18 protein-coding genes, 1 tRNA gene and 1 pseudogene are annotated in these 22,394 nt (G+C 63.0%); 10 read left to right on the plus strand and 10 right to left on the minus strand.

The annotated features are described in order from the left end of the window. Window positions 1–102 precede the first annotated feature (102 nt). Window positions 103–378 carry a hypothetical protein gene (locus tag C2L65_RS05950; protein WP_079482153.1) on the minus strand — a complete coding sequence of 92 codons (276 nt, stop codon included), beginning with the start codon at window positions 376–378 and terminating at the stop codon, window positions 103–105. A 231-nt stretch (window positions 379–609) separates the two neighbouring features. Next, window positions 610–1,857, minus strand: coding sequence for a cupin domain-containing protein (locus C2L65_RS05960; RefSeq protein WP_042307155.1), 1,248 nt, complete (start codon window positions 1,855–1,857; stop codon window positions 610–612). 32 nt (window positions 1,858–1,889) lie between these two features. On the opposite strand from C2L65_RS05960, the gene C2L65_RS05965 reads away from it, so the two are divergent. Further along, window positions 1,890–2,441: an FKBP-type peptidyl-prolyl cis-trans isomerase gene (locus C2L65_RS05965; protein WP_042307157.1), complete on the plus strand. Its 552-nt coding sequence runs from the start codon at window positions 1,890–1,892 to the stop codon at window positions 2,439–2,441. Here C2L65_RS05965 and C2L65_RS05970 read toward each other — a convergent pair. From C2L65_RS05970 to C2L65_RS05985, 4 genes and pseudogenes are all read right to left on the minus strand, one after another. Next, window positions 2,421–3,787: pseudogene (locus tag C2L65_RS05970) on the minus strand (hypothetical protein). The gene C2L65_RS05965 and the pseudogene C2L65_RS05970 overlap by 21 nt on opposite strands. Beyond that, complete coding sequence (gene mutS / locus C2L65_RS05975; RefSeq protein ID WP_042307160.1) at window positions 3,774–6,452, minus strand: DNA mismatch repair protein MutS; 2,679 nt, start codon at window positions 6,450–6,452, stop codon at window positions 3,774–3,776. The pseudogene C2L65_RS05970 and the gene mutS overlap by 14 nt, the downstream one beginning before the upstream one ends. A 115-nt stretch (window positions 6,453–6,567) precedes the next feature. Further along, a complete protein-coding gene (lplT, locus tag C2L65_RS05980; protein ID WP_042307161.1) occupies window positions 6,568–7,866 on the minus strand; it encodes a lysophospholipid transporter LplT in 1,299 nt (432 codons plus the stop codon). 133 nt (window positions 7,867–7,999) lie between these two features. Beyond that, window positions 8,000–8,803, minus strand: a complete 804-nt coding sequence (locus tag C2L65_RS05985) for an inositol monophosphatase family protein (protein WP_007580463.1) — start codon at window positions 8,801–8,803, stop codon at window positions 8,000–8,002. Between the two features lie 365 nt (window positions 8,804–9,168). On the opposite strand from C2L65_RS05985, the gene C2L65_RS05990 reads away from it, so the two are divergent. Together C2L65_RS05990 and cysE are read left to right on the plus strand one after the other, a co-directional pair. After that, window positions 9,169–9,987, plus strand: coding sequence for an RNA methyltransferase (locus C2L65_RS05990; RefSeq protein ID WP_081920880.1), 819 nt, complete (start codon window positions 9,169–9,171; stop codon window positions 9,985–9,987). Between the two features lie 263 nt (window positions 9,988–10,250). Beyond that, on the plus strand, window positions 10,251–11,063 hold the full coding sequence (gene cysE / locus C2L65_RS06000) for a serine O-acetyltransferase (protein ID WP_042307164.1): 813 nt from the start codon (window positions 10,251–10,253) through the stop codon (window positions 11,061–11,063). A gap of 48 nt (window positions 11,064–11,111) precedes the next feature. Here the strand turns inward: cysE and C2L65_RS06005 are convergent, their stop codons facing one another. The 4 genes from C2L65_RS06005 to C2L65_RS06020 all read right to left on the minus strand — a co-directional run bounded on the left by C2L65_RS06005 (window position 11,112) and on the right by C2L65_RS06020 (window position 14,217). Then, a complete protein-coding gene (locus C2L65_RS06005) occupies window positions 11,112–11,912 on the minus strand; it encodes a UDP-2,3-diacylglucosamine diphosphatase (RefSeq protein ID WP_042307166.1) in 801 nt (266 codons plus the stop codon). A gap of 65 nt (window positions 11,913–11,977) precedes the next feature. Next, window positions 11,978–12,472, minus strand: a complete 495-nt coding sequence (locus C2L65_RS06010) for a peptidylprolyl isomerase (protein ID WP_042307168.1) — start codon at window positions 12,470–12,472, stop codon at window positions 11,978–11,980. Window positions 12,473–12,719: 247 nt separating this feature from the next. Then, a complete protein-coding gene (locus C2L65_RS06015; protein WP_035990737.1) occupies window positions 12,720–13,301 on the minus strand; it encodes a peptidylprolyl isomerase in 582 nt (193 codons plus the stop codon). Window positions 13,302–13,383: 82 nt separating this feature from the next. Beyond that, window positions 13,384–14,217, minus strand: a complete 834-nt coding sequence (locus C2L65_RS06020) for a tetratricopeptide repeat protein (RefSeq protein WP_042307170.1) — start codon at window positions 14,215–14,217, stop codon at window positions 13,384–13,386. 248 nt (window positions 14,218–14,465) lie between these two features. Between C2L65_RS06020 and cysS the strand changes: the two genes are divergently transcribed. The 7 genes from cysS (at window position 14,466) to C2L65_RS06055 (ending at window position 22,366) form a co-directional block, all read left to right on the plus strand. Next, window positions 14,466–15,863: a cysteine--tRNA ligase gene (gene cysS / locus C2L65_RS06025; protein WP_042307172.1), complete on the plus strand. Its 1,398-nt coding sequence runs from the start codon at window positions 14,466–14,468 to the stop codon at window positions 15,861–15,863. A gap of 47 nt (window positions 15,864–15,910) precedes the next feature. Next, window positions 15,911–16,960, plus strand: a complete 1,050-nt coding sequence (locus C2L65_RS06030) for a DNA-3-methyladenine glycosylase family protein (protein ID WP_042307173.1) — start codon at window positions 15,911–15,913, stop codon at window positions 16,958–16,960. Window positions 16,961–17,093: 133 nt separating this feature from the next. Further along, window positions 17,094–18,065 carry an acetyl-CoA carboxylase carboxyltransferase subunit alpha gene (locus C2L65_RS06035; RefSeq protein ID WP_007580477.1) on the plus strand — a complete coding sequence of 324 codons (972 nt, stop codon included), beginning with the start codon at window positions 17,094–17,096 and terminating at the stop codon, window positions 18,063–18,065. 52 nt (window positions 18,066–18,117) lie between these two features. Next, a complete protein-coding gene (gene tilS / locus C2L65_RS06040) occupies window positions 18,118–19,536 on the plus strand; it encodes a tRNA lysidine(34) synthetase TilS (protein WP_042307176.1) in 1,419 nt (472 codons plus the stop codon). Window positions 19,537–19,991: 455 nt separating this feature from the next. Further along, window positions 19,992–21,242 (plus strand): aspartate kinase, encoded by a 1,251-nt coding sequence (locus C2L65_RS06045; RefSeq protein ID WP_042307177.1) that lies wholly within the window; start codon window positions 19,992–19,994, stop codon window positions 21,240–21,242. A 220-nt stretch (window positions 21,243–21,462) separates the two neighbouring features. Continuing rightward, window positions 21,463–21,556, plus strand: a tRNA-Ser gene (locus C2L65_RS06050). Window positions 21,557–21,997: 441 nt separating this feature from the next. Further along, window positions 21,998–22,366 (plus strand): hypothetical protein, encoded by a 369-nt coding sequence (locus C2L65_RS06055; protein ID WP_042307179.1) that lies wholly within the window; start codon window positions 21,998–22,000, stop codon window positions 22,364–22,366. Window positions 22,367–22,394 lie beyond the last annotated feature (28 nt).

Consider the following 22,394-nt stretch of genomic DNA (forward strand, 5'->3'; position numbering starts at 1 on the left):
AAAACGCCACGAGTTTGAACTCGTGGCGTTTTGTTTTTTGCCCGGGAAGCCCTCGGACTTCCCGTCGCAGTTTTCGCCCTGAGGCGAACCCTGTGCTACAGCTTACTGGCTTGCGCCCGAAGCCGGAGCAGCTGCCGACGCAGCAGCGTCCGAAGCAGCAGCGCCTGCATCCGAAGCAGCCGTCGTAGCCGAAGCAGCAGCGTCGCTCGCAGCAGCAGCAGCGCCCGAAGCAGCAGCAGCCGAATCCGAAGCAGCAGCAGCCGGTGCCGAAGCGGCAGCAGCGTCGCTAGCCGGGGCAGCTGCCTGGTCGCTGCTCTTGTTGCATGCAGCCAGTGCCACAGCTGCCAACAGGGATGCTACGAGGAGGGATTTCTTCATGATCACGTCCTTTTATGGTTAAAGGTAAGCAACAGCGCAAAATAATACCGGTAATGTGCTCCAACACCGACCTGGGCCGCTGGTGGAGACCGCACTTCATGAGCGTGAATCTTCCCTACGGCTTGGGCGGAAATTATATGCACTTTCGTATCGACCGTCGACAAATCCGGGGCCAATACGTTGTCTTTCTCAGACAATTTTTCGCTATACGGTATGACAGCGGAGCGAATCTTATCTCAGATCACCCATCTGTATCCAGCCCGCACGATACCACTCGTGAAGTAGTGCTGTCACCGACGATTGCCCCGAGAGTGTTACAAAGCGTTTCGCACTCAGATAGCGGTTGTCGGCGAGTTCAATCACCGCGCTTTTGACGCCCGACAGCCTGCTTTCTTCTCCATTCAGGTAGTAAGCACGACTGTCGTAAAGCAGCACAGTCTTGCGATCCAGACGCACGCCATCCTTGCTTGCGCGCTTGATGAAACGCGCTTCATCGAGCGGTCGCTCGGGCGGATCGAACACGACACTCGGCTTCGGTTCGCTCAGATAAGTGCCAAGGAATGACGAGACATCCTTCTCGTTCCAGTCGATCTTAGCAAGGATCGCACCCACCCGGTCGACGAGCGCGGCGGGCAGCTCTGCTGGTTTCGCGACGGCCGGCTGCTGCGGGTCGCGATAGAGCGCGGCGCCATCCGGCGAGCCGGCCGCTTCGCCGCGCTCCGCAAGGTAATACAGGAACTGCGCGGCGAGTTCGGACGTCGACGGCGCGCGAAAACCGATCGAGCACGTCATGCATTCGCCTTCCGCCACGCCGTCGTGGGCGATGTGCGGCGGCAGATAAAGCATGTCGCCTGGCTCTAATACCCATTCCTCTTCCGGCTCGAAGCTTTGTAGAACTTTCAAGGGGAGGCCGGGCTGCAACGACAGATCGCGTTGCGCGCCGATGCGCCAGCGGCGCTTGCCGTGAACCTGCAGCAAGAAGACATCGTAAGAGTCGAAATGAGGACCGACGCCGCCGCCGTCCGTTGCGTACGAGATCATCAGGTCGTCGAGACGCGCGTCGGGCACGAAGCGAAAACGGTCAAGTAATGCACGCGCGCGGTCGTTATGCAGATCGGCGCCTTGCACGAGCAACGTCCACGCGCGCTGTTTGACGGAAGGCAATTCGTCTGCAGCAAATGGACCATGTTCGAGCTGCCACTTGTTGCGAAAGTGCGTGATGAGGCGCGACTCGACTTCGTCCTGATCGGCCAGTTCGAACAGTTCGTCGCGCGAGAGCGGCGCGGCGATATCCGGGATTGCCTGACGAATCAGCAAAGGCTTTTTCTGCCAGTAGCGCCGCATGAACTGCGACGGCGTCAGATTGCCCAGCAACGACGCAGGCTGATCGGGCGCTGGCGCGGAAGAAGCGGTGGCGGGAGTCGGAGTGGAACGCGCTGAAGCTTTGCCAGCGGGGTAGTCAGGGGGCCGCACGGGCATCGTATAATGTGAGTCGTAATCTGGAGAATCGAATGAAAATCGCAAAGAACACCGTCGTATCGGTCACTTACAAACTGTCGGATGCGCAAGACAATCTGATTGAGGAAAGCGACGAGCCGATGGTTTATCTGCACGGCGGCTATGATGGCACGTTCCCCAAGATCGAGGAAGAGCTTGACGGCCATGAGCCCGGCTTCGAAACCCAGATCCAGCTGGAACCGGGCGACGCGTTCGGCGAATACGATCCTGACCTCGTGAAGATCGAGCCGCGCAGCCGTTTCCCTGAGCCGCTCGAAGTCGGCATGCAGTTCGAAGGCACGCCGGAAGAGGGTGATGAAGATCTGGACTCGTTGATCTACACGGTCACCGATGTCGCCGAAGACAAGGTCGTGCTCGACGGCAATCATCCGCTCGCGGGTATGGCGCTGCGTTTCAGCCTGACCGTGAAGGACGTGCGCGAAGCGACGGAAGACGAAATCCAGCACGAGCATGCACACGGCGCGAGCGGCTTGGAAATCGTCGACGAAGATGATGATGAGGATGATGGCGACGACGCCGAACCGTCACGGCCCACGCTGCACTGAATTGGCAGGGTTCACGTTGTGGTTGAGGGAGGATGATCGAGTAGTTCCCGAAGCGGGCGCGTAAGCGCCCGTTGTCGCATCTGGGGCGCCGCAGCGCTGCAGGAGATGCCGTTGCCCTAATCCGGCGACGTCGTGCGAGACGGTTCAGGCAGGATCGGTGGCAACTCGGAAGCGGGCGCGGAGTCCGGCACGGCGGGCATCGACGGCGGCATCGGCGGCGTGGCGTTATCGTTGTGCGACGGCATGGTGGGCGCGGCCGGCAGCGGCAGATTCTTCGGCACGTCGCGCACAGTCACGCGAAACGGCGGCCGCTTCTGCAGATCGACATCGACCTGTATCCACTGGTTCTGAGGGCTACGCGGCGCGAATGCGATGCGCGTCAGATTCGTCACCAGATCGCCCTTATCGTTGCGCAGCGGCTGGTCGATCATAAAGCCGGTATGCGATCTGTCGTCGTCCTGATGAATCACGACGACCGGTCCGCGAAACGTTTCGGCCAGCTTCACGAGACTGCGCTTGAATTCCATGAACCCGTCGCGCTTCGAGCGATGCCCGAAGCGCAGCCACGCGAAGCGCTCGGGGCGCTCGTAACGTTCGGGATCGAAGTCGCCCTGAACCAGTACGACGATCGCGCGCGCGCCACGGCGTTTCGCGTACTCGGCGGCGTGATCGAGCCAGAATGCATTCGCGATCACGCGGTCTTCGAACTCGCCATTGCGGCCGCCCGCATACAGAAAATGATTGTTCGGGCCCGGCACGTTCAGTCCGACGAACACGGTATCGCCGACCAGCCAGCGCACATTCTCGCGATAAGGCCGAAACCGCGACACTTCGCTTTCGCGCGCGAGCGGAATCGGATTCTGTCCCATCGACGACGCATCGGCGAACAGCGTCTGCCGCAGCAGATCGAGCCGCTCGACGGGATCGTAGCCGCCTGCCTCAGCCGTGCCGCAATCAGTCCAGTCGTGCTGGCCGGGAATGAAGACGAGCGCGGGCTTCGACGTTTCGAGCAGCGTATGGCGCGTTTCGAACAGCGAATCGCGGCAGGCTTCCTTGCTGCTTTTCAGATTGCCGTCATAGACGATGAACGAGACGTCCGGATCGCGCCCGATCGCGTCGAGCAGCCGCTGCGTGAGCGCTTCGTCGGCGGAACTTTGCAGTGTGCCGCCGATGACCGCGAACGCGTACTGTGGCGCCGGTTCTTTGGCGAACGACACACGGCCCGGCGCCATCAGCGACAGCGCGGCCACGTACGCGGCCGTCAGCGCAAACGCGCGTGCTGCGCCGCGCGAGCGGCGGCGAAGCGGCGTCGGCGCTTGACGATCGCGCGCGTCAGTCTCGTGCATCTGGCGACTTGGCCAGTTCATGCAGTTCGAACAGCAGGTCGAGCGCGTCGCGCGGACGCAGATCATTCGGGTCGATCTCGCGCAGGCGTTCGACGAGCGCCTGCGTGGCGGGATCGATTGCCGGCACGGGCGGCTCGTCGTCGGCGTCTTCGAGCATTGCAAGGGGCGTTGCGAACAGGTCGAGTTGCGGCGCGGGTTGCGCGGCCGACTGCTGCTCCAGATAAGCGAGATGCTTGCGCGCGGCACGAATCACCGCGTTCGGCACGCCCGCCAGTTGCGCGACCTGCAGGCCGTAGCTCTGGTTCGCGGGGCCATCGTTGACGGCATGCAGGAACACGATGCCGTGCCCATGCTCGACCGCTGACAGATGCACGTTCGCCGCATGCGGAAACTCGGCGGGCAGTTGCGTCAGTTCGAAATAGTGCGTCGCGAACAGCGTATGGCAGTTGTTGTGCGCAAGCAGATGCCGCGCGATGGCCCAGGCGAGCGCGAGGCCGTCGAACGTCGACGTGCCGCGCCCGATTTCATCCATCAGCACGAGGCTCTGCGGTGTCGCGTCGTTCAGGATCGCGGCGGCTTCCGTCATTTCGACCATGAAGGTCGAGCGGCCGCCCGCCAGATCGTCGGCGGCGCCGATCCGCGTGAAAATGCGGTCAATCGGGCCAAACGACGCGCGCCGCGCGGGCACATAGCTGCCCACGTACGCCATCAACGCGATCAGTGCCGTCTGACGCATGAACGTGGATTTACCGCCCATGTTCGGGCCGGTGATCAGCAGCAGCTTGCGTTCGGGATTGAGCACGCAGTCGTTGGCGATGAACTGTTCGACTTGCGCTTCGACCACGGGGTGTCGGCCCTGTTCGATATCGATGCCGCCCGTCGGCGTGAAGCTCGGGGCAACCCAGTCGAGCGCGCGAGCACGTTCCGCGAACGCGGCGAGCAGATCGAGTTCGGCGAGCGCCAACGCAACGCGCTGGCAATCGGCGATGAACGGCAGCAGCGATTGCAACAGCGCGTCATACAGCGCTTTCTCGCGCGCGAGCGCGCGTTCCTGCGCGGACAGCGCCTTGTCTTCGAACGTCTTTAGCTCAGACGTGATGTAGCGCTCGGCGTTCTTCAGCGTCTGACGGCGGCGATAATCGTCGGGCACCTTGTCCGTCTGGCCGCGCGTCACTTCGATGTAGAAGCCGTGTACTTTGTTGTATTCGACGCGCAGATTGCCGATGCCCGTGCGCGCACGTTCACGTGTTTCGAGATCGATCAGGAACTGTCCGCAGTTCTCCGAAATATCGCGTAGTTCATCGAGTTCCGCATCGTAGCCGCGCGCGATCACGCCACCGTCGCGCACCATCGCAGCGGGTTCCTGCGCGACTGCGCGCTTCAACAGGTCGACGCAGTCAGCGGGCGGCACCAGCGCCGTATCGATGCGCGCGAGTGAATCGGCAGCGGCCGTCACGGCGGCGAGTTGTGCGCGCAGTTCGGGCAGCGCAATGAACGTGTCGCGCAGGCTCGACAGATCGCGCGGACGCGCCGACAGCAACGCGAGCCGCCCGGTGATCCGTTCGATATCCGAGATCTGTCGCAGCGCGCTGCGCAGCCCGTCGAGGCTCGCTTGCGGCGGCGCGTCGAGCAGCGCGCCGATCGCCTGCTGGCGCGCCTGCGCGTACGACGCGTCGCGCGGCGGATGATGCAGCCAGTGACGCAGCAGACGGCTGCCCATCGTCGTGCAGCAGGTATCGAGCAGCGAGCAGAGCGTGGGCGAGTCCGTGCCGCGCAGCGTTTCCGTCAGTTCGAGATTGCGGCGCGTGGACGGATCGAGGCCGATGTATTCCGATTCGTATTCGACTTTCAGGCTGCGCACATGGCGCAACTGCTGGCCTTGGGTCGCCGCCGCGTACAGCAGCAGCGCGCCCGCCGCGCCGCATGCGCTCGAAAGCGAATGCGCGCCGAAGCCATCGAGGCCCGCCACTTCCAGTTGATCGCACAGCCGCTGCGTGCCCGAAGCGACGTCGAAGTGCCAGACGGGCACGCGCGTCGTCGCGCCGAAACCGGTGGGCACTGTCCATGCGTTCGAATCGTTCGACGACGGCGCGTCGGCAACGAGAATTTCAGCAGGGCGGATGCGCTCGAGCGCGGCCGCGACCTGATCGGGCGCGACTTCCGCGAGGCGCAGCGCGCCGCTCGCCAGATTGAGCCATGCGAGGCCGATCGTGGTCACGACGCCGCGCCGGTTGTGCCCCGCGCACACGGCGAGCAGATATGTGTCGTTCTTGTCGGACAGCAGCGCGGCATCCGTCAGCGTGCCAGGCGTCACCACGCGCACGACCTTGCGTTCGACAGGTCCCTTCGACGTCGCGGGATCGCCAATCTGCTCGCAGATCGCAACCGACTCGCCGAGTTTGACGAGCTTCGCCAGATACTGTTCGACGGCGTGATGCGGCACGCCTGCCATCTTGATCGGATTGCCGCCCGACGCGCCGCGCTGCGTCAGCGTCAGATCGAGCAGGCGCGAGGCCTTTTCGGCGTCGTCGAAGAACAGTTCATAGAAATCGCCCATCCGGTAGAACACGAGCGTGCCCGGATGCTCCCCTTTAATGCGCAGATACTGCTGCATCATGGGGGTGTGTTGCGCGTTGTCGCTTGCGGCTGCGGTTTGAGTGCCCATCCTCGTGTCTTTCTTGCGTGACTGTTCAGGGCGTGAGTTTAACCCGCCGAGGCGCCGAGCGAACCTGGCCGGATGGCCAGGTTGCTGTCGCCGTACAGGCACGAGTGCGCTTTGCTCATTCTTCGATGAGCGCACGCATGTCGACCTTGTGCGCGTTCGCGGCGCTGCGCCGCTGCGCAAGCCACATCATGCCCGTGATGAATACGCCGAACACAGCGATGATCCACTGCACGGGCATCTTCGCCGTCAGCAGGATCGCGTACGCGCCGAGCATCAGCAGCACGGCGAGATTCTGGTTGAAGTTCTGCACGGCGATCGAGTGGCCCGCCGTCAGCAATGTCGCGCCGCGGTGCTGGAGAATCGCGTTCATCGGCACGATGAAAAAGCCCGACAGCGCGCCGAGCAGCACCATCAACGGGTACGCGAAGATGATGTAAGCGGGCGCAAACAGCTCGCCGACGCGCAAGCCCGCGCCGGGCGGAAACAGGTTCTTGTTGTAGAACGCCATCGCGACGGCCACGGCGCCCGTAATCAGGCCAACGGGCAGCACCTTGAGTGACGCGCGCAACGGAATCCACGCGGCGGCAGCCGCTGCGCCGATCGCGATGCCGAGGCCGGCCACGCCCTGCATGACGGCCGCTTTCGACAGCGATAGCCCGAGATTCGCGTCGGCCCATTTGAGTACGAGCAATTGCAGCGTGACCGCGCCGCCCCACATCAGCGTCGTGACCCACAGCGCGATCTGCGCGAGACGGTCGGCCCACAGCACGTTGAAGCAACGCACGAACTCGCCGACCAGTTCACCCGGCTCCGCCAACCGGTTCGGATAGCGCGCGCCCGTGTCGGGAATGCCGACGTTGAGCGCGGCCGCGATCGCGTAGGTGATCATCACGGCGAGCATCGCGAGGTCGGCGGCGGAATGGATCAGCGGCCAATGCATGTGCTGCACGAAGCGCGACGCGTAGGTGCTGATCAGCGCGCCGCCCAGCATCGTGCCGACGATGGTCGACAGCACGGTCGCCGATTCGAGCCACGCGTTCGCGGCGACGAGCCGGTCGGCGGGCAGCAGCTCGGTGAGAATGCCGTACTTCGCGGGCGAGTACGCGGCTGCGCCGAAGCCGACCACGCCGTAAGCGATCATCGGATGCACGCCGCCGATCATCAGCAGGCAGCCGCACGCCTTCAGCGCGTTCGAGATGAACATCACGTGGCGCTTTTGCAGCGCGTCGGCGAATGCGCCGACGAACGGCGCGAGCAGCACATACGAAATCGTGAAGAAGATCTGCAGCAGCGGCGTGATCCACGCAGGCGAGCGGATCTCGGTGAGCAGCGCAATGGCCGCGATCAGCAGCGCGTTATCGGCGAGCGACGACACGAACTGTGCCGCGATGATCGTGTAGAAACCTTTCTTCATGGTCCCGATTGAAACACAGCGCCCACAATTTTGCCTTTGATGCACGTGTCCCGTTGATGTGCGCGACGTATCGCGAGTCACGAGCCCAAAAAGAAAAAAGCGGCCGAGGCCGCTTTCAACTGCACGCAGCGTCTTAAGCTGCCTGTTCCTTCGTCTTGGTGTAACGCGACAGAATTGGAATCATCTGTGCATATACCTTCGGGTTGCCGGCGACGATCTCATGCAAGTGCAGGAAGTCCGAGTCACCCGTGTAGTTACCGACCAGGCCACCCGCTTCCGTGACGAGCAGGCTGCCTGCCGCCATGTCCCACGCGCTGATGCCTTGCTCGAAGAAGCCATCGAGGCGGCCTGCCGCGACGTTCGCCAGATCGAGCGCCGCTGCGCCCGGACGGCGCAGGCCCGCGCACGCCTTCGTCATGTCGGCGAAGAGGTGCGTGTACGCTTCGAGCGTGTCCTTTTCGCGGAACGGGAAGCCCGTGCCGATCAGGCTGTCGGCGAGCCGGTCGCGGCGGCCGACGCGGATGCGCCGGTCGTTCAGGTACGCGCCGCGGCCGCGCGAGGCCGTGAACAGGTCGTTGCGCGTCGGGTCATAGACGACCGCCTGCGTGACGGTGCCCTTGTGCGCGAGCGCGATCGACACACAGTAATACTGGAAGCCGTGGATGAAGTTCGTGGTGCCGTCGAGGGGATCGATGATCCACTGGAATTCGGACTCGTTGCCCGATTCGCCGGACTCTTCGGCGAGGATCGCGTGATCGGGGTAGGCGGTGGTCAGCGTTTCGATGATGGCCGCTTCGGACGCCTTGTCGACCTCCGTGACGAAATCGTTGTGCTGCTTCTTGCTGACCTGCACGAGGTCGAGATCGAGCGACGCGCGGTTGATGATCTGCCCGGCGCGGCGAGCGGCCTTGACAGCGATATTGAGCATGGGATGCATGAGTCTGGATCCTTGTGCCGGACGCGCACGGCGGCGGCCCGTTGTTGAGCTGAAAATAAGCTGTTAATCATGCGAAACGGGCGCCCGATACGACTGAGTCGAAATCTGGCAGCACATTCCGTCGACGGAGACGAATTGAAGAAGAGCGATGCGCGGTGCCCGATGTTCCTCTTGAGAGGCAATGTGGCACGGCGCGAATATCGGGATTTTACCTGAGTCTCGTCGTTTCGAGGCGGTTCGGGCCGACCCGCGCGCGGGCAAACAGGCCTATGACGTTCGTCTGATGCAGTATTGGCCGATCGGCAGATGGAAAGAGGGAGCGGGTTGGGGCTACCATTACTGTTTCCTTGTCTCCAAAGCTCATCGTGGTTCAAACGCCTGCTTCGCCTTCCTCCAGTACCGCTTCCGACAACTCCAGCATCGGCGGCGGTTTCACGTCGACGCGTTTCGTGCTCGTCGAGCCGAGTCATCCCGGCAACGTCGGCGCGGCGGCGCGCGCGCTGAAAACCATGGGCTTTTCCCGGCTCGTGCTCGTGTCGCCGCGCGTGGCGGACGTGAAAAACGACCCGGAGGCGATCGCGATGGCCAGCGGCGCGGACGACGTGCTTGCGTCCGCCCATGTCGTGCCGACGCTCGCCGATGCGCTGTCGGGCGCGCACTGGTCGTTGGCGCTGACGGCTCGCGCCCGCGAGTACGGGCCGCCGCAGCTCGCGCCGCGCGCGGCTGCGATGCAGGCGCGCGAGCATGCCGTGCATGGCGATATCGCGCTCGTGTTCGGCAACGAGCGCACGGGGCTGTCTAACGAGGACGTCGAGCGGTGCAGCGCGCTCGCGCATATTCCGGCCAATCCCGCGTACAGCTCGCTGAATCTGTCGCAGGCGATCCAAGTTCTGTCGTACGAGTTACGCATGGCCTATCTGGTCGACAGCGACGGGTCGGAATCGCTGGCGGGCGGCGCGGGCACGCTCGCCCCGAGCGATGAAATCGAGCGCATGTATGTGCATCTGGAAAACGCGCTGATCGCGCTCGACTTTCTCGATCCCGGCAACCCGAAAAAACTGATGTCGCGCTTGCGGCGGCTCTTCGCGCGCTCGGGTCTCGAGCGCGAAGAGGTCAACATCGTGCGCGGAATCGCGAAGCACATTCTGCTGAACGCGAAAGGGCGCGACGGCGACCAGCGTTGAGCGGCGCGCGCATTCCACGACAGCCGTAACCATGTGCGCTGCGGCTGTCGCGGGCCGCGAAAGCTCAAACCTTGTCGTCCGCGTGGGCTTCCGGCAGGTTTCGCGCATTCGCCCTACAATGGCCCGAAACGTCATAAGCAAAGCTCGCCGGCTGGAATGCGCATGACTGCGGAAGCAATAGCGGACGCAAAAACGCACGCACCGGCGGCCCGCTCCCCGCGCAATGCGCGGCGGCGATCAATCCCTACGACAGCCTCACTGCCATGTTCACGAGACTCCGCGAAGACATCGCCACGATCCGCGAGCGCGATCCCGCCGCCCGCAGCGCTTGGGAAGTCCTCACGTGTTACCCGGGCTTGCACGCGCTGATATTCCACCGCTTCGCGCATGCTTGCTGGCGCGCGAACCGCCGCTGGATTGCGCGCTTCGCGTCGCAGTTCGGCCGCTTCATGACAGGTATCGAGATCCACCCGGGCGCGACGATCGGGCGGCGTGTATTCATCGATCACGGCATGGGTGTCGTGATCGGCGAGACGGCTGAAATCGGCGACGACTGCACGATCTATCAGGGTGTCACGCTCGGCGGCACGTCGCTCACACGCGGCGCGAAACGCCATCCAACACTGGAGCGCGGCGTGATCGTCGGCGCGGGCGCGAAGGTGCTCGGCGGCTTCACGATCGGCGCCGACGCGAAGATCGGCTCGAACGCCGTCGTCGTGAAGCCGGTGCCGGCGGGCGGCACGGCCGTCGGCAATCCGGCGCGCGTGATCATGCCGGCGACGGCATCGGTGGCAGCGGCTCCCGCATCCACGGGCGCCGATGGCAAGGCGACGACGGCTCGCCCAGGCTTCTGCGCGTACGGCATCACGCCGAATGCGGACGATCCCGTCTCGCTTGCCATTCATGGGCTGGTCAATCACGCGTCGACGCAATCGCAGCGCATCGACGAAGTCGTCGCGGCGCTCGAACGGCTCGGCGCAAGTCTTGAAGCGCTGCATGGCGCGGACGCGGCGTTGCTGGATCTGCGCCGTCTGTCGGCGGCGATCGACGGGAAGGTCGAGGTGGCGGCGCGCTAAGCGGCGCCAAACTGAAGGGCGCGCGCGAGGGGCGAAGGGTGAAAACGACTACTTGTCCAGCCGCAGCGCCTTGATCCCTTCGGAATCGATGCGTACATAACCGCCGCGGCGCTCGCCGTGGTCGAGGTCCCAATCGGGCAGTACCCAGCGCATGCCGCCTTTCTCATGGTGCAGCGCCGGCCTGTGGGTATGGCCGTGAATAATGGTGGCTGTCTTCGTCTTCTTGAAGAGCGCGGCGATGCCTTCCGACGTCACGTCGTAACGCGGCGACACGGGGCGTTGGCGTCCCGCTTCGCTCGATGCACGCATTTTCTCGGCCAACGCTTTACGCCAGCGATACGGCCACACCAGAAACAGCCACTGCGCGAAATGGTTACGCGCGAAGCCACGAAAGCGCTGATATTTGCGGTCCGACGTGCATTGCGCGTCGCCGTGCGTGAGCGCGATTTTTGTCCCGAACGCGGTGATGACGAACGGATCGGGCAGCCAGATCGCGCCCGCCGCTTTCATGAAGCGCTTGCCCAGCAGGAAGTCGCGATTGCCGTGCATGATGTATAGCGCGATGCCGCGCTCCGAGAGCGTGTGCATCAGCTCCGCCATACGGGCGGGGAAGGGCTCGGCGAGCATGTCGTCGCCGATCCAGTATTCGAACAGGTCGCCGAGAATAAAAACGGAATCCGCATGCTCGGCCGTCACGCGGATGAAATGCTCGAACGCGGCGACCGTCTGTGGGATCGCCTCGCTCAGATGCAGGTCAGCGATAAAGAAAAACGGGCGCGCCGCGTGCGGGCGTTTGCCCTCGCCAGGCACGCCCGCAGCGACGCTTCGCAGCGGCGTCTCTTGCAGCATGGAAGTGTGCTTCTCTAGTTGCTCAGCGCTTCTTAAAGAATAGGCTGTTCGTTTGAGTAATTCTCTTACTCGACGACGACGGCCTTTTCGATGATCACGTCGTCGACGGGCACGTCCTGGTGGAAGCCCTTCGAGCCCGTCTTCACCTTGCGGATCGCGTCGACGACTTCGAGGCCTTCGACGACCTTGCCGAACACCGCATAGCCCCAGCCTTGCGGCGTCGGCGACGAGTGGTTCAGGAAGTCGTTGTCGTTCACGTTGATGAAGAACTGGGCGGTCGCCGAGTGCGGGTCATTCGTGCGCGCCATCGCGACCGAACCCTTCACGTTCTTCAGGCCGTTGTTCGCTTCGTTGGCGATCGGCGTGCTGGTCGGCTTCTGCGTCATGCCCGGCTCGAAACCGCCGCCCTGGATCATGAAGCCGTCGATCACGCGGTGGAACACCGTGTTGTCGTAGTGGCCGGCCTTCACGTAGGCGAGGAAGTTTTCAACCGACTTCGGCGCCTTCTCGGCGTCCAGTTCCAGCTTGATGACGCCGTGGTTCGTGTGCAGTTCAACCATGATGATTTCCTTTGGGTCTAGGTGAGTGGAGGGCGCGGTGCATCGCCGTCTGAGCGGCCATTGGCCTGCGCCCGTGGCATGGTTAGTTCCGGTGCAGCGCTGGCTTTCGTGCAGTGCATCGAGTTGCCGGCCGCTCGCGCGTCACCCTGTTTGCAAATGCGTCGTCTGCTCGTGTGCTATCGAGCGCCTTCTCGCGGCCTGCACGGCCGCTTCGTTGCCAATCTTTGTTCCCGGCTTATTTGCCGACTTATTTGCCGACAATTGTCGCCGACTGGAGCACGATCTGCTTTTGCGGCACATCGCTCATCGGGCCGCGCGACGTGGTCGGCGTGCCCTCGATCTTCTTCACGACGTCCATACCCGACGTCACCTTGCCGAACACCGCGTAGCCATTGCCATCCGGATTCGGATAATCGAGGCCGGCATTGTCGACCGTGTTGATGAAGAATTGTGCCGTAGCCGAGTTCGGGTCGCTGGTGCGCGCCATCGCGATCGTGCCTGTCATGTTCTTCAGGCCGTTGCGGCTTTCGAGCGGAATCGGCGCGCGGGTCGGTTTTTCCGCGTAGCTCGTCGTGTAGCCGCCGCCCTGAACCATGAAGCCGGGAATCACGCGATGGAAGATCGTCCCGTTATATTGACCGGATTTCACGTAGTCGAGGAAATTGGCAACCGTCTTCGGCGCTTTCTCAGGATACAACTCGACGCGGATATCGCCTTCCGACGTCTTCAAGAGAACGGACGGATGCGCAGCCTGTGATCCGTTTTGCGCAAAAGCCGGTGCGTTCGCGATCAGGGCGGCGCTGCCGAGCGCCAACATCAACCATTTCATGTAAATCCTCGGGGTGAAAACAGGGTGAACTCAGATGAAAAACGTCGGCAGGCGCGCTGCCCTAAAGCGTGCGCGCCAGCGCTCACTGCGATGGTGCAACGTACGGCGGCGTCGCGAGCGAACCGTTTGGGCCGCCGAACGTGAAGCCCGGCGTCTCGGTAATGTTCTGCATGGCGCGATTCGTGTAGTCGGTATCAGCCGGCTGGCTGGTCTTCTTCACGGGCGTCTTGCGCGGGGTGACGATTTTCTCGATGTCGGCGATACGCTGGGTTGTCGTGCCGTTGCCTGCGCCCAGGCTTTGTGCGCGGCGATACGCCTGATCCGCCATGCGCAGATACAGGTCGCCGAGATTCTCATACGCGAGGCCATAGCCGGGGCTCGCCTTGACGGCCGTTTCCAGCGCGGCGCGCGCTTCCGTATAGCGGCCCTGCTTCGCGTAGAGCGCAGCAAGGTTGTTGTACGGTTCGGGCAGTTCGGGGAATGTCTCGGTGAGTTCGGTGAATGCGGCGATCGCTTCGTCGTCGCGGTTCAGGCGCGCGAGCACGGTGGCGCGCTTGAATTTGGCCTGTGCGTCGCGCGGATTCGCGGCGATGCGCGCATCGAGTTGCGAGAGCGCGGCCGTCCAGTTCTTCTGCTGGATCGATGCGTCGGCGTCGGGCGTCGCGTCACGCACGGCTGGACCGTGCGCAACGGTCGGCGTTTTCTGCGCGAAGGCGGGCGCGGCGGGCAGGACCATGAGGGCGAGGCCGCAGCAGGTCGCGCCCGCTGCCGTGCTCAAGGCCGCGAGCAAACCTGGACGGCTACCCGGACGGGAACCCGTACGGGACGACGCGCCGGAAATCGGGCGAAGCGTCGAGCGGAGCGCCGTCGCGAAGAGGGGCGTGGCGCCTCGCGCGCGGCCGCTGGAGTGTTTCATAGGCTCAGGTCGGGATGTTATACTCCGACCCATTCTAACAAAAGGTCTGCGCGTTCCGTCGAACCACAGACTGTCTTTTCGCCACTCGTGGTCGTCTCCGCCTTGACGTCAGCCTGATCCCGCGCCGTTGCGCGACAGGCTGTCAGTCATGCCGCACCGCCCGTGTTCGTGCATGCAGTTGCATGCTTTCATCGGGCGCGGTATGAACGAAGACCAAGCGGATCTCTTTCGGCCCACGCATCGTCTCTATGGAATCTCTGCGCATCTACAACACGCTCGCGCGTGACAAGCAAAATTTCGTGCCGCTTCATGAAGGCGAAGTGCGTATGTATGTCTGCGGGATGACGGTGTACGACTACTGTCACGTGGGCCACGCGCGGGTGATGGTCGTATTCGACATCGTGCAGCGCTGGCTGCGCACGCTCGGCTACAAGGTCACCTACGTGCGCAACATCACCGACATCGAGGACAAGATCATTCGCCGCGCAGTCGAGAACGGCGAGTCGATCCGCGCGCTGACGGACCGCTTCATCGCGGCGCTGCATGAGGATGCGGACGCGCTCGGTATCGAGCGGCCCGATCTCGAGCCGCGCGCGACGGACTTCATTCCGCAGATGCTCGGCATGATCGAGAAGCTCGAGCAGAACGGCTACGCGTATCAGGCCGCCGATGGCGACGTGAACTACGCGGTGCGCAAGTTCGCGAACTATGGCGCGCTGTCGGGCAAGTCGCTCGAAGATCTGCGCGCGGGCGAGCGCGTGGCCGCCAACGACGCGAAGCAGGACCCGCTCGACTTCGTGCTGTGGAAGCAATCGAAGCCCGACGAGCCCGCCGACACCGGCTGGGATTCGAAGTATGGGCGCGGCCGTCCCGGCTGGCACATCGAGTGCTCGGCGATGGGCTGCACGCTGCTCGGCGAGCATTTCGACATTCATGGCGGCGGCCAGGATCTGCAGTTTCCGCACCACGAAAACGAAATCGCACAAAGTGAAGGCGCTACCCGACAAACCTTCGTTAATTATTGGATGCACAACGGTTACGTGCAGATCGACAATGAGAAGATGTCGAAGTCGCTCGGCAACTTCTTCACGATCCGCGAGGTGCTCGCGAAGTACGATGCCGAAGTCGTGCGGTTCTTCATTGCGCGCGCGCATTACCGTTCGCCGCTGAATTACAGCGACACGCATCTCGACGATGCGCGCAGCGCGCTTGCGCGTCTGTACACGGCACTGAAGGACACGCCGCCGGGAGCGGGTGAGATCGACTGGAATGAAGCGCATGCGCAGCGTTTTCGCGCGGCGATGAACGACGACTTCAATACGCCTGTCGCCGTGTCGGTGCTGTTCGAGCTGGCGAGCGAAGTGAACCGCACGCGCGATGCGGCGCTGGCGCGTCAGTTGCACGGTCTCGCGCTGGTGCTCGGATTGCTCAGGCGCGAACCGCGCGTCTATCTGCAGCAGGCGGCGGGCAGCGAAAGCGAGGGTGCGCTCGATGTCGCAGCGATCGAAACGAAGATCGCCGCGCGCGTCGCCGCAAAGCAGGCAAAGGACTACGCCGAGGCAGACCGGATCCGCAAGGAATTGCTGGACGCCGGTATTGCGCTCGAAGACAAACCGGGCGGGTTGACCGAGTGGCGGCGCGTGTGAGCGCACCTCGTACTTCCCTCTGATCGACTCGCCAGGCAGGAGGCAGGATGGCAACGGCCACGAAGACGCCGGCTAAACGGGCCACGTCTCAATCAAACGCGGCAGCTAAGGTAAAGGCAGTACGGGCGCGAAGCGGCGCAGCGAAGGTGGCAGTGAAATCGGCGTCGGCGAAAGGCGCCAAGGCGGCCCTGCATGGCCCGCGCAAAACGACGGGTTCGCATGGCGCGCTCGCAAAGCCGGCGTCGTCCCGACACCTGCCCAACGGCGCGGACCTGCCCGAAGCAACGGTTGTGAAGCCGTCGCGCGCGCGGGCCGCGCACGCGAAGGGCAACGGCTCGCTGCCAGCGGAACTCGCAGGCGATGCGCAGGAACTCGTATACGAAAGCCATGAGGCCGAAACGGTGCGCAAGCCGCGCGCCGCTGTGTCGTTGGCGGAAGGCGAGCAGACTGTGCAGGGCGATCCGCAGTCGTCCGTCGTTACGCGTCCGGCGTACTGGGACAAGGCTTGTGCCGATCTCGTCAAGCGCGACCGCATTCTGAAGAAGCTGATCCCGAAGTTCGGCCCCGTGCATCTGTCGAGCCGCGCCGATCCGTTCGTCACGCTGGCGCGCTCGGTGGTCGGCCAGCAGATTTCCGTCGTGTCCGCGCAGTCGATGTGGCAGCGCATTGTCGCCGCCTGTCCGAAGCTCGTGCCGCAACAGATCATCAAGCTCGGGCAGGACAGTCTGATGAGCTGCGGAGTCTCGAAACGCAAGGCCGAGTACATTCTCGATCTCGCGCATCACTTCGTCTCGGGTGCATTGCACGTCGGCAAGTGGACGTCGATGGAAGACGAGGACGTGATCGCCGAGTTGACGCAGATTCGCGGCATCAGCCGCTGGACGGCTGAGATGTTCCTGATTTTCGATCTGTCGCGTCCAGACGTGCTGCCGCTCGATGATCCGAATCTGATTCACGCGATCAGCCAGAACTATTTCAGCGGTGAGCCGGTGACGCGCAGCGAAGCGCGTGAAGTTGCCGCAAACTGGGAGCCGTGGCGCACGGTTGCGACCTGGTACATGTGGCGTAGCCTCGATCCGGCGCCGGCCGGCAGCTGAATCAGGCATTGAAGCAGAAGGAAAAACCGTCGGAGTCTATCGATTTGTTAAAATTGATAGATTCGAGACGGTTTTGACATGGGCGCGCGCGGTTAGAATACGCGCTGCCGGTAAGTCGAAGGATTAAAAACCAATGAAGACCACCTTTCTGGATTTCGAGCAGCCGATCGCGGAGCTCGAAGCGAAAATCGAAGAATTGCGCTTCGTGCAGGACGATTCGGCCGTCGATATTTCGGAAGAGATCGAGCGGCTGTCGAAGAAGAGCCAGCAGCTCACGAAAGATCTGTATACGAACCTGACGCCATGGCAGGTTTCGCAGATTGCGCGTCATCCGCAGCGTCCGTACTCGCAGGATTACATCAACGAACTGTTCACCGATTTCCACGAACTGCATGGCGACCGCTCGTATGCGGACGACCTGTCGATCGTCGGCGGCCTTGCGCGTTTCAACGGCCAGCCATGCATGGTGATCGGTCATCAGAAGGGCCGCGACACGAAGGAGCGCGCGCTGCGCAACTTCGGCATGCCGCGCCCCGAAGGCTATCGCAAGGCCGAACGTCTGATGCGTCTTGCCGAGAAGTTCGGCCTGCCGCTCTTCACGTTCATCGATACGCCGGGTGCGTATCCCGGTATCGGCGCGGAAGAGCGCGGCCAGTCCGAAGCGATCGGCCGCAATCTGTACGTGATGGCCGAGCTGAAGACGCCCATCATCTCGACGATCATCGGTGAAGGCGGTTCGGGCGGCGCGCTGGCTGTCGCCGTCGCCGATAGCGTGCTGATGCTGCAATTCTCGACGTACTCAGTGATTTCGCCGGAAGGCTGCGCGTCGATTCTGTGGAAGAGTGCTGCGAAGGCGCCCGAAGCAGCCGAAGCGCTGGGTCTGACCGCGCATCGCCTGAAGGCGCTGAACCTGATCGACAAGATCGTCAACGAGCCGCTCGGCGGCGCGCATCGCGATCCGAAGGGTATGGCGGCCATGCTGCGCCGTGCGCTCGCCGATTCGCTGCGCCAGTTCCAGGGCATGAGCACGAACGATCTGCGTCAACGCCGCTTTGAACGCCTGATGGCCTACGGCAAGTTCAAGGAAACGACGCCGGGCGCGTAAGCCTTGCGCTCTCGTCCGAAGGCGCCTTCCGTACGACAAGCGCCATCACAACGTGACTCCCTCCGCTGACACTCCCGCCGACCGCCTCGTTCTCGATGCGGTCGGCGTTGCGTTTGGGGCCTTGCCCGACGATGCGCGCATCGCAATTGCGTTTAGCGGCGGCGTCGATTCGACGGTGCTGCTCGACGCCGCAGTGCGTGTCGGTGGTGCGTCGCGCTGCATCGCGTTGCATGTTCATCACGGACTGAGCGCCAATGCCGACGAATGGCTCGACCATTGCGGCGCGTTTGCGCGCGAACGGGATATTGAGTTTGCGTCGCTGCATGTCGACGTGTCGCGCGCGGGCGGTCTGAGCATCGAAGCCACGGCGCGCGACGCGCGTTATCGCGCGCTCGATGCGCTTTGCTCGCAGCATCGCGTGCGCACGCTGTGGCTTGCGCAGCATGCCGACGATCAGGCGGAGACCGTGCTGTTGCAACTATTGCGCGGAGCCGGGCTTGCGGGCCTGGCGGCGATGGCGCCGGAATATCTGCCGTCCGGCGCGTCCGTTGCGCGGGTGCGTCCGCTGCTGCATCTGCTGCGCGCGCAACTGGAGCAATACGCACACGGGCGCGATCTGCGCTGGATCGACGATGAGTCGAACAACGACACACGCTACGCGCGCAACGCGCTGCGTCACGATGTGTTGCCGCCGCTCGCCGTGCATTTTCCGGGCTTTCGCGACGCGCTCGCCCGAACGGCCGCGCACGCGGCTTCGGCGCAGCGTCTGCTCGACGAGCTGGCGCGCATCGATCTGCAAACGGCGCGTGGCGAAGAGGAGGGCGCGTTGTCGCGCGACGCGCTGCTCGCGCTCGACGACGATCGCGCGGCGAATCTGCTGCGTTACTGGATGCGTACGCTCGGCTTGACGGCTGCATCGACTGCGCGTCTGACGGATGCGCTGCGCCAGTTGCGCGCGATCGGCGACGCTCACAGCTTGCGGGTCGATCACGCGGGCCAGGCGTTGCGCAGCTATCGCGGCCAGGTCTATTGGGAAGCCGGCGACAGCGCCGATCCCGCCGACGAAACGGCACTCGTCGAACGCGCCGAAAGCGTGCTCGTATGGCAAGGGCAGAGCGTGTGGCGTTTGCCGCAGTGGCGCGGCACGTTCGTATTCAGCGAGGCGGGCGCCGACGCGCCCGATGCGATTCCCGCCGATGCGCTCACGCGCGCGCCGCTCGTCGCACGCTCGCGCCGCGGCGGCGAACGGATGCGCTGTGCTGCGAACGGCCCGAGCCGCACGTTGAAGAATCTCTTTCAGGAGCGCGGCGTGCCGTCGTGGAAGCGCGATGTGCCGTTGCTTTTCGCCGGCGGCGCACTGCTGTTCGTGCCGCTGATCGGCGTGAACCACGCCGCGCCCGTCGACCCGGCGCAACACGCGAGCGCGCGTTACATCAGGATCGACTGGCGCGAGGATCTGACGCTCGCCTGATGTTCATATCGTCCGCCGGCGACGCCCGACCGGCCGGACAGCCACTGTCATCCACGCGCAACAATTGCCGCAAATCCTTCTACGACAAGCATTTGCAACGGCTTTTGCCTGGATTGCGGCTTGTCTTTTTATTGCCGATCAGGTAGGGTAACTTGTTTGCCCGACTCGCTTTTTGTCGTGTTACCTGGCTGTTCTTATGCGGACGTCCGGGGCGCGCTCCAAGCCGTTAGCCACCTCGTTAGCGTCCGTCAGCCCTGTTTACCGGCAGGTTTTGGCAGGGCCGGAAAAAGCAAACCCGGCAAATCCGCGCGTACCCTACGCACGCTGCATCTGCGCCGCCCACACTGCGCCGTCGTTCCCGAACGTTGTGCCCTGTGCTTTCTTTGTGCGGCCGTCTCCAGCGCGCCCGGCGCGCGCCGGTTGGCGTATCAGTTTCCCTTCAGTTCAGAACGACAATGGCACTCATCGTACATAAATACGGCGGCACATCGATGGGCTCGGTCGAGCGCATCAAGAACGTCGCGAAGCGCGTCGCGAAATGGCACAAGGCAGGCCACAAGATGGTCGTCGTGCCTTCGGCGATGTCCGGCGAAACGAACCGCCTGCTGGGTCTCGCGAAAGAAATTTCGCCCCAGCCCAGCCCGCGCGAACTCGACATGATCGCGTCGACGGGTGAGCAGGTCAGCGTCGGCCTGCTGTCCATCGCGCTGCATGACGCAGGCGTCGATGCCGTCAGCTACACCGGCTGGCAAGTGCCCGTCAAAACGGATAGCGCCTTCACGAAAGCGCGTATCAGCGACATCGACGGCGAGCGCGTGCTGCGCGATCTCGACGAAGGCAAGGTCGTCGTCATCACGGGCTTCCAGGGCATCGACCCCGAAGGCCACATCACGACGCTCGGCCGTGGCGGCTCGGACACGTCGGCGGTCGCGGTGGCCGCGGCGCTGAAAGCGGACGAATGCCTGATCTACACGGACGTCGACGGTGTCTACACGACGGACCCGCGCGTGGTCGAAGAAGCGCGCCGTCTGGATCGCGTGACGTTCGAGGAAATGCTGGAAATGGCCAGCCTCGGTTCGAAGGTGCTGCAGATCCGCTCGGTGGAATTCGCCGGCAAATATCAGGTGAAGACGCGCGTGCTGTCCAGCCTGACCGATCCGCTGATGTCGCTCGACGAAGAAATGAAGTCGGGCACCCTGATTACTTTTGAAGAAGACGAAACCATGGAAAAAGCAGTCATCTCGGGAATCGCGTTTCAGCGTGACGAAGCCCGTATCGCCGTGATGGGTGTGCCCGACAAGCCGGGCATCGCATATCAGATCCTCGGCCCGGTTGCCGATGCGAATATCGATGTCGACATGATCATCCAGAACCAGAGCGTCGAAGGCAAAACGGCGTTCACGTTCACGGTCGGTCGCGGCGATTACCAACGCGCCATGGAGATCCTCACGAACCAGGTCAAGGGTCACGTGAATGCCGAACAGGTGCTGGGCGATCCGAAGGTGTCGAAGGTCTCGGTGGTCGGCGTCGGCATGCGTTCGCACGTGGGCATCGCGAGCAAGATGTTCCGCACGCTGTCGGAAGAGGGTATCAATATCCAGATGATCTCCACGTCGGAAATCAAGATCTCGGTGCTGATCGACGAGAAGTACATGGAACTCGCCGTGCGCGCGCTGCATAAGGCATTCGAACTCGACCAGGCGTGATGTGTACGCAGTACCTGTTTGCTTCGGTGACAGGCATCTGCGTAAAAGCTTGTGTGCGATAAAGCGCGGTAAAAGGACAGGTCAAGGAAGTGACATTCCGAAGTGACATTCGATCGACACTTCAGGCACAAAAAGTGTGAAGTAGAAATTGACCGCTGCCTCGTAACCCGCTATTATCTTGGCTTCGTTGCGCTGCCTCCCTGGCGCAAGCGAAAGTTTGGGAGACGTGGCCGAGAGGTCGAAGGCACTCCCCTGCTAAGGGAGCATCTGGGCCAAAACCTGGATCGAGGGTTCGAATCCCTCCGTCTCCGCCAGAAATGGCGGTGGAACCCCGTAGAGCTGCGGCTCTGCGGGGTTTTGTTTTTTGCGCGCCTGTTTCATGTGTCTTCGTGATTTTCTCCGCTCAGACTCAACTTTTCATTCCACGGCCCGTAAACATCGGTATTGGTGAATTGCGTTCGCGATGAATGCGCCATTCACGCGATTCATGCGGGATATCGTTTTGCCTGGGATAACCAAACGAACTGCCTGCGGTTTGCGAATCGCAAAGAACCCGCGAAACGTGCGTGTACGCAACAGTGGAAACGCTGGGCATATCACCAAATGCTGTCGCGTGTAACAGGACGTTACGAAGCGCTTTGCGACGCGAAGTTATGCATCAGTTATTACAAAGTTGAAATACGCGTTAAGCGTCGCTTTGTTATATTCGAATCAAGCAGTCGATAAACACAACTCCCGCAAAGAAAGGTGAAACCATGAAGTCCACGCGTCTTATCCCGCTGATCGCTGGCGTGCTCGCGATCGGCGCGTCGAGTGCGGCGATGGCTGGGGGACTGAACGTCGGTGTCAACATCGGTATTCCCGCTCCCGTCTATGTCGCGCCGGCGCCTGTGTATGCACCGCCGCCGCCGCCTCCGCCGCCCGTCGTGTATCAGCCGTATCAGCCGTATCAGCCGGTGCCTGTCGTCGCTGGACCCGCCATCGTGATCGGCTGGCATGGCGATCGTTACTGGGATGGCCGCCGCTACTGGGGCCGCGACGACTACTATCGTCATCACGGCGGCTACGATCATGGCCATGGTCATGGTCACTGGGATAACGGCCATCACAACGGCTGGCATTGATCCCGCGCTGCGTCGCATGCGCCCAACA

The organism is Paraburkholderia terrae (genome assembly GCF_002902925.1).
Classification (GTDB): Bacteria; Pseudomonadota; Gammaproteobacteria; order Burkholderiales; family Burkholderiaceae; genus Paraburkholderia; species Paraburkholderia terrae.